Here is a 10822-nt window from a genome sequence, read left to right on the forward strand (position 1 = left end):
TGCCGGCCCCGAGGCCGTGGTGCCCGCGTACAGGGCTTCCGGGGCTGTCGTGCCCGAGTCCGCCGCTTCCGAGGCTGTCGTGCCCGCGTCCGGGGCTTCCGGGGCTGTCGTGCCCGAGTCCGGGGCTTCCGAGGCCGTCGTGCCCGAGTCCGGGGCATTCGCATCCGGGCCCGGCGCCGGAGCGGGTCGCTCGGACGGGCCGGGTGCCGGCGCCGAGGAGGCCGCCGCGGCTCCCCAGGGGGCGGTGGCGACCGCGGTGCTCGCTGCCGGGACCGGCACGCCTGTCGCAGACCCCGCCGTCGAGACCGGGGCGAGCGACGGCGTCGACGGTGACGGCAAGGTCTTCAAGGTCCGGCTCGCCAACTTCGAGGGGCCTTTCGACCTGCTGCTCCAGCTGATCTCCAAGCACAAGCTGGACGTCACCGAGGTCGCGCTGTCCAAGGTGACCGACGAGTTCATGGCCCACATCCGGGCGCTGGGGCCGGACTGGGACCTGGACGAGACGACCGAGTTCCTGGTGGTCGCAGCCACGCTGCTGGACCTGAAGGCGGCCCGGCTGCTGCCCGCCGCCGAGGTGGAGGACGAGGGCGACCTCGCCCTGCTGGAGGCCCGGGACCTGCTCTTCGCGCGGCTGCTGCAGTACCGCGCGTACAAGCAGATCGCCGACATCTTCCACGGCCGGCTGGTCGAGGAGGGCCGGCGCTACCCGCGCACCGTCGGGCTGGAGCCGCAGCACGCCGAGCTGCTGCCCGAGGTGGTCATCAGCATCGGGGCGGAGGGGTTCGCCAGGCTGGCCGTCAAGGCGATGCAGCCGCGGCCCGAGCCGCAGGTGTACGTCGACCACATCCACGCCCCCCTGGTCAGTGTGCAGGAGCAGGCGCAGGTCGTCGTGGCCCGGCTGCGGGACCTCGGCGAGGCCAGCTTCCGGGTGCTCGTCGAGGACACGGACGACACCCTGACGGTCGTGGCCCGCTTCCTGGCCCTGCTGGAGCTGTACCGCGAGAAGGCCGTCGCACTGGAGCAGGAGACGGCACTGGGCGACCTGCTCGTGCGGTGGACCGGCGGCGACGGGGACGAGGCGCCGGCCGTCACGGACGAGTTCGACCGGCCGCCCGAGCCGCCGAAGGAGGAGAAGACGTGAGCCAGCCGACCGACGGCCTGCCGGCCGGCACCCGCGGTGTCGCGGACCTCGACCTCAAGCCCGCCCTGGAGGCGGTCCTCATGGTCGTGGACGAACCCGCGACCGAGGAGCACCTGGCGAAGATCCTGGAGCGGCCCAGGCGCCGGATCGCGGACGCGCTGCGCGAGCTGGCCGACGAGTACAGCGCACAGGGACGCGGCTTCGAGCTGCGGTACGTCGCGGGCGGCTGGCGCTTCTACACGCGGGCCGCCTACGCCCCGGCCGTCGAGCGCTTCGTGCTGGACGGCCAGCAGGCCCGGCTTACCCAGGCCGCCCTGGAGACCCTCGCCGTCGTCGCCTACCGCCAGCCGGTCAGCCGCAGCCGGGTCTCCGCCGTGCGCGGAGTGAACTGCGACGGTGTCATGCGCACCCTCCTCCAGCGCGGTCTGATGGAGGAGGCGGGCACGGAACCCGAAACAGGTGCGATCCTGTACAGGACGACGAACTACTTCCTGGAGCGGATGGGCCTGCGCGGTCTGGACGAGCTCCCGGAGCTCGCGCCCTTCCTCCCGGAGGCGGAGGCGATCGAGGCCGAGACCCAGGAGGGCGTACCGTCGTTCGATCCGGACGCGCCCGACGACGACGCGCCGGGCCGCCCGGTGAGCCCGGGGACCGACGACGAAGACGACCAGACGGAACTTTGATGCGAAGCAGCAGCGGCAGGAACAGCAGCGGAAACAACGGCGGGAGCCGTGGTGGCAACAGCGGCGGCCGCGGCGGGAGTGGCGGTGGCCGCGGCAACTACCGCGGCGCCGGCAACAACCGCGACGACAAGCAGGGCAGCGGCCGTCCGAAGAAGCCGCGCCCGGAGGAGCGGCGCTACGACGTCGGCCCCGGCGCGACGCAGGACGGCCCGAAGTGGGGACGCGGCCCCTCCGCCCGCGGCGGTGCCAAGGGCGGCCCCAAGCAGGGGCAGCGCTCCGGCGGACGGACGGCCCCCGCGCGCTCGCGTGAGTACGAGGCGCGGACGGAGGAGCGCAACCGCGACCGCTACGCCGGCAAGCCGGAGGTCAAGCTCCCCAAGACCTTCCCCGGCGCCGAGCAGGAGGGCGAGCGGCTGCAGAAGGTCCTCGCCCGGGCCGGCTTCGGCTCCCGGCGCGCCTGCGAGGAGCTGATCGAGCAGGCCCGCGTCGAGGTCAACGGCGAGATCGTCCTGGAGCAGGGCAAGCGGGTCGACCCCGAGAAGGACGAGATCAAGGTCGACGGCCTGACCGTCGCCACGCAGCGCTTCCAGTTCTTCTCGCTGAACAAGCCCGCCGGGGTCGTGTCCACGATGGAGGACCCCGAGGGCCGGCAGTGCCTCGGTGACTACGTCACCAACCGCGAGACCCGGCTCTTCCACGTGGGCCGGCTCGACACCGAGACCGAGGGCGTCATCCTGCTCACCAACCACGGCGAGCTGGCGCACCGGCTGACCCACCCGAAGTACGGCGTGAAGAAGACCTACCTCGCGCACATCGTCGGCCCCATCCCGCGCGACCTGGGCAAGAAGCTCAAGGACGGCATCCAGCTGGAGGACGGTTACGCGCGCGCGGACCACTTCCGGGTGGTGGAGCAGACCGGCAAGAACTACCTGGTCGAGGTGACGCTCCACGAGGGCCGCAAGCACATCGTGCGCCGGATGCTGGCGGAGGCCGGCTTCCCGGTCGACAAGCTGGTGCGGGTCGCCTTCGGGCCGATCACCCTGGGCGACCAGAAGTCGGGCTGGCTGCGCCGGCTGTCCAACACCGAGGTCGGCATGCTGATGCAGGAAGTCGACCTCTAGGCCTTGTGAGCCACCCCCACCCCCTTTTATAGTCGTCCTGACTATAAAAGGGGGTGGGGGTCGTGGACGGCTACGACAAGTACGCCCACGAACCGTTCGCCGTCACCGCCGACCTCGCCGTGTTCACCCTGCGCGAGGGCGTCCTCCACGCCCTCCTCGTCGAACGCGGGCAGGAACCGTACGCGGGACGGTGGGCACTGCCCGGCGGGTTCGTGCAGCCGGACGAGTCCGCGGAGACGGCCGCACGGCGCGAACTCGCCGAGGAGACCGGCCTGTCCGACGTCTCCGGGCTGCACCTGGAGCAGGTGCGCACCTACAGCGAACCCGGCCGCGACCCGCGGATGCGGGTCGTGTCGGTCGCGTTCGCCGCGCTGCTGCCCGACGCCCCCGAGGCGCACGGCGGCAGCGACGCGGCCCAGGCCCGCTGGGTGCCGTACGGCACGGCCGGGCCGCTCGCCTTCGACCACGACCGCATCCTGGCCGACGCGCACGACCGGGTGGGCGCCAAGCTCGAGTACACCTGCCTCGCCACCGCCTTCTGCCCGCCCGAGTTCACCCTCGGCGAGCTCCAGCAGGTCTACGAGGCCGTCTGGGCCACCGGACTCGACCGGCCCAACTTCCGGCGCAAGGTGCTCGCCACCCCCGGCTTCGTCGAACCCGTCCCCGGTGCCGCCCGGCTGACCGGCGGCCGGGGCAAGCCCGCCGCGCTCTACCGCGCCGGCACCGCCACCGCACTCCACCCGCCTCTCCTGCGGCCGACCCGGGAAGGACGCCCCGCATGACCACCCTCGTCCACAAACAAGCCGCCACCGGCGCACTGACGGGTCTCGCCCTCGGGGACGCGCTCGGGTTCCCGACCGAGTTCCACGACGTACCGGCGATCCTCGCCAAGTGCGGCCCCTGGCGGCGGATGGAGCTGCCGACGCCGGCGATCGTCACCGACGACACGCAGATGACGCTGGCGCTGGGGCGGGGCCTGCGGACCGCCATGGACCGGGGCGTGCTCGAACCCGCGAGCATGGCCGAGGCCGTACGCCGGGAGTTCATCGCCTGGAACCGCTCCCCGGAGAACAACCGCGCCCCCGGCAACACCTGCCTGCGGGCCTGCGCCCTGCTCGAACGGACCGACCTCCCCTGGCAGGACGCCAGCCAGATCCACTCCAAGGGCTGCGGCGCCAACATGCGCGTCGCGCCCCTGGGCCTGGTCCCCGGCCTGAGCGACGAACAGCGTGCGGGGGCCGCCCAGTTGCAGTCCGCCCTCACCCACGGGCACCCCACCGCCCTGGCCGCCTCCGACCTCACCGCGCACGCCGTCCACCTGCTCGCCCGGGGCACCGAACCGACCGGCCTGGTCGGGCGCCTGCGCTCGTACGCCCTGGAGAACCGCGGCCACTACCACGAGCGCTGGCTCGGCGACCTGTGGCGGCGGGCCGGGGACCCGGGTCCGGAGCAGTACATCGCGCGGGGCTGGGACGAGTGCCTGGCGATCCTCGACCGGCTCCAGCACGCCGTGCGCACCGTCTCGCCGGAGACCGACCCGTGCCTGGCCACCGGCGAGGGCTGGATCGCGGAGGAGGCCCTGGCGACCGGGCTGCTGTGCTTCCTGCTCTTCGTCGACGAGCCCCTGACGGCCCTGCGCCGCGCCGCCTGCACCGCCGGCGACTCGGACTCCCTCGCCTGCCTGGCCGGCGCCTTCGCCGGCGCGTACCTGGGCGCGGAGGCCTGGCCGGCCGAGTGGGCCGACCGCATCGAGTACCGCGGCGACCTCGTCGCGCTCGGCGCCCTCTGGGACGCGTGAGCCATGACCGGCACCCTGGACGCCATGGGCGTCGACCTGAGCCCGGTGGTGGCCGAGCAGCCCGACCCGGTGCTGTTCGCCACCGTCTCCGGAGCCCACCTCTACGGTTTCCCGTCCCGCGACTCGGACGTGGACCTGCGCGGCGTGCACCTGCTGCCGGCCGCCGACCTGGTCGGCCTGCGCGAGCCCCAGGAGACGCGCTCCCTCATGTGGGACCGCGACGGGATCGAGATGGACCTCGTCACGCACGACCTGCGCAAGTTCGTCCGCCTGATGCTGCGCCGCAACGGCTACGTGCTGGAGCAGCTGCTCTCCCCGCTCGTCGTGCACACCACCGACACGCACCGCGAACTGGCCGCGCTCGCCCCCGGCGTCCTCACCAGCCACCACGCCCACCACTACCGGGGCTTCGCGAAGACCCAGTGGCGGCTGTTCGACAGGACCGGCGAACTCAAGCCGCTGCTCTACACGTTCCGCGTCCTGCTCACCGGCATCCACCTGATGCGCAGCGGCGAGGTGCAGGCGCACCTGCCGACGCTGATCGGCGAGGTCGACGCGCCCGCCTGCCTGCCGGAGCTCATCGCGGCGAAGGCCGAGCGCGAACACGGCCCGGCCGGGGTCGACCGGGCGCGCGTGCTCGAGGACGTCGAGCGGCTGCACGCGGTGCTGGACGCCGCGCAGCAGGACTCGGCCCTGCCGCCGGCCCCCACCGCCCACGACGCCCTGCACGACCTCGTCGTACGGGTCCGGTTGCAGGGCTGAGGCGCGGCGTGGCCGCGAATCAGGCTCTCGGGCTGCATGCCCCCGGGAACGTACGCGCGGCGATCAGGCCAGGCGGATCGAACCTCCCTCCACCGTGATCTGCTCCGCGGGCAGCGGCTGCGTCGCCGGGCCGTTGACGACGGACCCGTCGGAGACGCGGAAGCGGCTGCCGTGGCAGGGGCAGTCGATCGTGCCGTCGGAGACGGAGCCCACCAGGCACTGCCGGTGGGTGCAGATCGCCGAGAAGGCCTTGAACTGCCCCTTCTCGGGCTGGGTGACCACCACCTTCTCGTCCTTGAAGATCCTGCCCCCGCCGACCGGGATGTCACCGGTGGCGGCGAGCCGCCCGCCGGCCTTCGTGCCCTCGTCGGCGGGGGACTCGGCCGACGAGGAGCCGTCTCCGCCCCCGCCGCAGGCGGCGGCGAACACCGCCGCGCCCGTCGCCCCCGTCGCCAGGAGAACCATGCGCCGCGTGGTCTCGTACGTCATGTCGTCACTCCGGATGTCGAGAAACCGAGAAACCGAGAATCAGAAGAACAGGGAGAAAGGGAAACGTAAGGAGTGGCCGGAAAAAGGGGCATTCCGGGCCGCTGCCACGAAAATACCCAACGGGCCGCCGTCCCGGCGTCTCACCGGGCGGGCGCCGCGCACCCGGCCCGCACGGGCTGACTAGGCTGGCCGGACAACAGCGACACGTACGTCAGCAAGGAGCATCGCCGTGGCGGTACGAGCGGTCCGGGGCGCCGTCCAACTCGAACGGGACGAGGCCGGGCACATGGACGAGCAGGTCGGAGCCCTGCTCACGGCCATCCTGGAACGCAACGACCTCAGCGCCGACGACCTGATCAGCATCTGGTTCACGGCCACACCCGACCTGCACAGCGACTTCCCGGCGGCCGCCGCCCGCAAGCTGGGCATCGTCGACGTCCCGCTGATCTGCGCCCAGGAGCTGGACATCGAGGGCGCCATGCCCCGGGTCGTCCGGGTCCTCGCGCACATCGAGTCCGACCGGCCCCGCTCCGGCATCGCCCACGTCTACCTCGGCGCCGCGGCCGCCCTGCGCAAGGACATCGCCCAGTGAGAACCGCACTCGTCGTCGGAGCCGGGCTCATCGGCACGTCGGCCGCCCTCGCCCTGGCCCAGCGGGGCGTCACCGTGCACCTCGCCGACCACGACCCCGAGCAGGCCCGCACGGCGGCCGCACTCGGCGCCGGCACGGACGAGGCCCCCGACGGGCCCGTCGACCTGGTGATCGTCGCCGCGCCCCCCGCGCACGTGGCCGACGTGCTGACCGACGCCATGCGCCGGGGTGCCGGGCGCGGCTACCTCGACGTCGCCAGCGTCAAGGGCGGGCCGCGCCGCGAGCTGGAGGCACGCGGCCTCGACCTCTCGGCGTACATCGGCACCCACCCGATGTCGGGCCGGGAGAAGTCCGGCCCGCTCGCCGCGACCGGCGACCTCTTCGAGGGCCGCCCCTGGGTGCTGACGCCGACCCGGGACACCGACACCGAGGTGCTGAACCTCGCGCTGGAGCTGGTCTCGCACTGCCGGGCCGTGCCGGTCGTGATGGACGCCGACGCCCACGACCGTGCCGTCGCCCTCGTCTCCCACATGCCGCACCTGGTCTCCAGCCTGGTCGCCGCGCGTCTGGAGCACGCCGAGGAGTCCGCGGTGCGGCTGTGCGGGCAGGGCATCCGGGACGTGACGCGGATCGCAGCCTCCGACCCAGGCATGTGGATCGACATCCTCTCCGCGAACCCGGCGCCGGTCGCCGACCTGCTCACGGACGTCGCAGCGGACCTGGCGGAGACCGTACGGGCCCTGCGCGCCCTGCAGTCGTCCGACGAGGACGAACGGCGCACGGGCGCCGGCGGGATCGAGGACGTGCTGCGGCGGGGCAACGCCGGGCAGGTCCGCGTGCCCGGCAAGCACGGGTCCGCCCCACGGGCCTACGAGGTCGTGGCCGTACTCATCGACGACCAGCCGGGACAGCTGGCGCGGATCTTCGCCGACGCGGGGCAGGCCGGCGTCAACATCGAGGACGTGCGGATCGAGCACGCGACGGGGCAGCAGGCCGGTCTCGTGCAGCTGATCGTGGAGCCGAAGGCGGTGCCGGTGCTCAGTGCCGCGCTGCGGGAGCGGGGCTGGGCCCTGCGGCAGTAGGGGGTGCGCGGCCGGCGGCCGCGGGGCCCCGGGACGCGCGGCCGGACGAGTGACGCGTACCCAGTAACCTTGTGCGGGGCGGTCGCGCCCTCACCCCCTCAGGCCCGGTTCAGGAAGGTCCCCACAGTGGAAAGCGCCACGCCAGTGATTGTCGCCATCGACGGCCCGTCGGGCACGGGCAAGTCGAGCACCTCCAAGGCCGTGGCGGCGCAGCTCGGACTGAGCTACCTGGACACCGGCGCCCAGTACCGGGCGATCACCTGGTGGATGGTGAACAACGGCATCGACATCGAGGACCCCGGCGCGATCGCGGCCGCCGCCGGCAAGCCCGAGATCGTCTCCGGCACCGACCCGAAGGGGCCGACCATCACGGTGGACGGCGTCGACGTGGCCGCCCCGATCCGCACCCAGGAGGTCACCTCCAAGGTCAGCGCGGTCAGCGCGGTGCCCGAGGTGCGGGCCCGGATCACCGAGCTGCAGCGCTCGATCGCGGCCTCCGCGCCAGGCGGCATCGTCGTCGAGGGCCGCGACATCGGCACCACCGTCCTGCCGGACGCCGACCTGAAGATCTTCCTCACCGCCTCCGCGGAGGCGCGCGCCGCCCGCCGCAGCGGCGAGCTCAAGGGCGCCGACGTGAACTCCACCCGCGAGGCCCTGATCAAGCGGGACGCCGCCGACTCCAGCCGCAAGACCTCGCCGCTCGCCAAGGCGGACGACGCCGTCGAGGTGGACACCACCGAGCTCACGCTCGACCAGGTCATCGAGTGCGTCGTCACCCTGGTCGAGGAGAAGCGGGCCGGGAAGTGACCGAGCTGCCTTCGGCACGCGGCGCGGAGGTCGGGCGGCGCATCGGCGTCGGCCTGATGTACGGGCTGTGGAGACCGCGCGTGCTCGGCGCCTGGCGGGTGCCCACGCAGGGCCCGGTGATCCTGGCGGTCAACCACTCCCACAACATCGACGGCCCGATGGTCATGGGCGTGGCACCCCGGCCGACGCACTTCCTGATCAAGAAGGAGGCGTTCGTCGGCCCGCTCGACCCCTTCCTGCTCGGCATCGGGCAGGTCAAGGTCGACCGCGACACCCCCGACCGCACGGCCGTCACCCAGGCGCTCGGCGTGCTGAAGGACGGCGGCGTGCTCGGCATCTTCCCGGAGGGCACCCGGGGCGAGGGCGACTTCGCCTCGCTGCGCGCGGGCCTGGCGTACTTCGCGGTGCGCAGCGGGGCCCCGGTCGTACCGGTGGCCGTGCTGGGAAGTTCCGGGCGCCCCGGACGGTTGATAAAGGCGCTGCCCCCGCTGCGCTCGCGCGTGGACGTCGTCTTCGGCGAGCCCTTCGAGGCGGGCGACGGCAGCGGCCGCCGCACGCGCAAGGCGCTGGACGAGGCCACCGGGCGCATCCAGAAGCAACTGGCCGCCCACCTGGAAAACGCCAGGCGCCTGACCGGGCGCTAGGCGACACTGAGTAGTGGATCAGCCGCACCGACCGCGGGTGCTCCACCGACCACCACGATGAACGACGAGGTACGGACTTCATGAACGACCACAGCCAGCCCGACGGCTCGGACGCGTACGAGGGCGCGCACGAGCACGAGCACGGGGCGCTCGGCGACGCCGAGTTCGCGGAGTTCATGGAGCTCGCCGCGGAGGAGGGCTTCGACCTCGAGGACGTCGAGGGCGCTCTCGAGGAGGCGGGCCACGGCCCGCTGCCCGTGCTCGCCGTCGTCGGCCGCCCCAACGTGGGCAAGTCGACCCTCGTGAACCGCATCATCGGGCGCCGCGAGGCCGTCGTCGAGGACAAGCCCGGCGTCACCCGCGACCGCGTGACCTACGAGGCCGAGTGGGCGGGCCGCCGCTTCAAGGTCGTCGACACCGGCGGCTGGGAGCAGGACGTCCTCGGCATCGACGCCTCCGTCGCCGCCCAGGCCGAGTACGCCATCGAGGCCGCCGACGCGGTCGTGTTCGTCGTCGACGCCAAGGTCGGCGCCACGGACACCGACGAGGCCGTCGTGCGGCTGCTGCGCAAGGCCGGCAAGCCCGTCGTGCTGTGCGCCAACAAGGTCGACGGCCCGAGCGGCGAGGCTGACGCGGCCTACCTGTGGTCGCTGGGCCTGGGGGAGCCGTACCCGGTCTCCGCGCTGCACGGCCGGGGCACCGGCGACATGCTCGACCAGGTCCTCGAGGTCCTGCCGGAGGCGCCGCGCGAGACGTTCGCCGGCGGCGGCATCGGCGGCCCGCGCCGCATCGCGCTGATCGGCCGCCCCAACGTCGGCAAGTCCTCCCTGCTCAACAAGGTGGCCGGCGAGGAGCGCGTCGTCGTCAACGAGCTGGCCGGCACGACCCGCGACCCCGTCGACGAGCTGATCGAACTCGGCGGTGTGACCTGGAAGTTCGTCGACACGGCGGGCATCCGCAAGCGGGTCCACCTCCAGCAGGGCGCCGACTACTACGCCTCGCTGCGCACCGCGGCCGCCGTGGAGAAGGCGGAGGTCGCCGTCATCCTGATCGACGCCACCGAGTCCATCTCGGTGCAGGACCAGCGGATCGTCACGATGGCCGTCGAGGCGGGCCGCGCGGTCGTCATGGCGTTCAACAAGTGGGACACCCTCGACGAGGAGCGCCGCTACTACCTGGAGCGGGAGATCGAGACCGAGCTCGGCCAGGTCGCGTGGGCGCCGCGGGTGAACGTCTCGGCCCGCACCGGCCGGCACATGGAGAAGCTGGTCCCGGCGATCGAGACGGCCCTGGCCGGCTGGGAGACCCGGGTCCCGACGGGCCGGCTGAACGCCTTCCTGGGCGAGCTGGTGGCCGCCCACCCGCACCCGGTGCGGGGCGGCAAGCAGCCGCGCATCCTGTTCGGCACCCAGGCCGGTACCAAGCCGCCGCGGTTCGTGCTGTTCGCCTCCGGGTTCATCGAGGCGGGCTACCGACGCTTCATCGAGCGCCGGCTGCGTGAGGAGTTCGGCTTCGAGGGCACGCCGATCCACATCTCGGTGCGGGTGCGCGAGAAGCGCGGCCGCAAGAAGTAGCACGGCACAGCAGGAGGGGGGGGCGCCCCGGGGGGGGGGGCCCCCCCCGGGGGGGGGGGGGCCCCCCGGGCCCCCCCCCCCCCCCCGGGGGGGGGGGGGGGGGGGTGGGCTAGGGGGGCGCGGGGGGCC

12 protein-coding genes are annotated in these 10822 nt (G+C 73.3%); 11 read left to right on the plus strand and 1 reads right to left on the minus strand.

The window, feature by feature from the left end; translation table 11 throughout:
- The first annotated feature begins 139 nt into the window (after window positions 1-139).
- From ACH4C6_RS22955 to ACH4C6_RS22980, 6 genes are read left to right on the plus strand one after another with little or no spacing between them, the layout of a single operon-like run.
- Window positions 140-1141: a segregation and condensation protein A gene (locus tag ACH4C6_RS22955; RefSeq protein ID WP_398110788.1), complete on the plus strand. Its 1002-nt coding sequence runs from the start codon at window positions 140-142 to the stop codon at window positions 1139-1141.
- Window positions 1138-1824 carry an SMC-Scp complex subunit ScpB gene (gene scpB / locus ACH4C6_RS22960; protein WP_398110460.1) on the plus strand — a complete coding sequence of 229 codons (687 nt, stop codon included), beginning with the start codon at window positions 1138-1140 and terminating at the stop codon, window positions 1822-1824. Before ACH4C6_RS22955 ends, scpB begins: the two co-directional genes overlap by 4 nt.
- Window positions 1824-2945 (plus strand): pseudouridine synthase, encoded by a 1122-nt coding sequence (locus ACH4C6_RS22965; RefSeq protein WP_398110461.1) that lies wholly within the window; start codon window positions 1824-1826, stop codon window positions 2943-2945. Before scpB ends, ACH4C6_RS22965 begins: the two co-directional genes overlap by 1 nt.
- A gap of 53 nt (window positions 2946-2998) precedes the next feature.
- A complete protein-coding gene (locus ACH4C6_RS22970; RefSeq protein ID WP_398110462.1) occupies window positions 2999-3727 on the plus strand; it encodes an NUDIX hydrolase in 729 nt (242 codons plus the stop codon).
- Window positions 3724-4743, plus strand: a complete 1020-nt coding sequence (locus ACH4C6_RS22975) for an ADP-ribosylglycohydrolase family protein (RefSeq protein WP_398110463.1) — start codon at window positions 3724-3726, stop codon at window positions 4741-4743. Before ACH4C6_RS22970 ends, ACH4C6_RS22975 begins: the two co-directional genes overlap by 4 nt.
- A gap of 3 nt (window positions 4744-4746) precedes the next feature.
- Window positions 4747-5505 carry a DNA polymerase beta superfamily protein gene (locus ACH4C6_RS22980; protein ID WP_398110464.1) on the plus strand — a complete coding sequence of 253 codons (759 nt, stop codon included), beginning with the start codon at window positions 4747-4749 and terminating at the stop codon, window positions 5503-5505.
- A 63-nt stretch (window positions 5506-5568) separates the two neighbouring features.
- Here the strand turns inward: ACH4C6_RS22980 and ACH4C6_RS22985 are convergent, their stop codons facing one another.
- Window positions 5569-5994, minus strand: a complete 426-nt coding sequence (locus ACH4C6_RS22985; RefSeq protein WP_398110465.1) for a Rieske (2Fe-2S) protein — start codon at window positions 5992-5994, stop codon at window positions 5569-5571.
- 229 nt (window positions 5995-6223) lie between these two features.
- Between ACH4C6_RS22985 and aroH the strand changes: the two genes are divergently transcribed.
- The 5 genes from aroH to der all read left to right on the plus strand — a co-directional run bounded on the left by aroH (window position 6224) and on the right by der (window position 10693).
- Complete coding sequence (gene aroH, locus ACH4C6_RS22990; protein WP_369198046.1) at window positions 6224-6586, plus strand: chorismate mutase; 363 nt, start codon at window positions 6224-6226, stop codon at window positions 6584-6586.
- Complete coding sequence (locus ACH4C6_RS22995; protein ID WP_398110466.1) at window positions 6583-7668, plus strand: prephenate dehydrogenase; 1086 nt, start codon at window positions 6583-6585, stop codon at window positions 7666-7668. The genes aroH and ACH4C6_RS22995 overlap by 4 nt, the downstream gene beginning before the upstream one ends.
- A 126-nt stretch (window positions 7669-7794) precedes the next feature.
- Window positions 7795-8475 carry a (d)CMP kinase gene (cmk, locus tag ACH4C6_RS23000; RefSeq protein ID WP_398110467.1) on the plus strand — a complete coding sequence of 227 codons (681 nt, stop codon included), beginning with the start codon at window positions 7795-7797 and terminating at the stop codon, window positions 8473-8475.
- Entirely contained in the window at window positions 8472-9119 is a 648-nt protein-coding gene (locus tag ACH4C6_RS23005) for a lysophospholipid acyltransferase family protein (protein WP_398110468.1), read from the plus strand. The genes cmk and ACH4C6_RS23005 overlap by 4 nt, the downstream gene beginning before the upstream one ends.
- Before the next feature lie 80 nt (window positions 9120-9199).
- Window positions 9200-10693, plus strand: coding sequence for a ribosome biogenesis GTPase Der (gene der, locus ACH4C6_RS23010; protein WP_398110469.1), 1494 nt, complete (start codon window positions 9200-9202; stop codon window positions 10691-10693).
- The last annotated feature ends 129 nt before the right edge of the window (window positions 10694-10822 follow it).

Origin of the sequence: Streptomyces sp. NPDC017943, assembly GCF_044328425.1 — a bacterium.
Taxonomy (GTDB): domain Bacteria; phylum Actinomycetota; class Actinomycetes; order Streptomycetales; family Streptomycetaceae; genus Streptomyces; species Streptomyces djakartensis_A.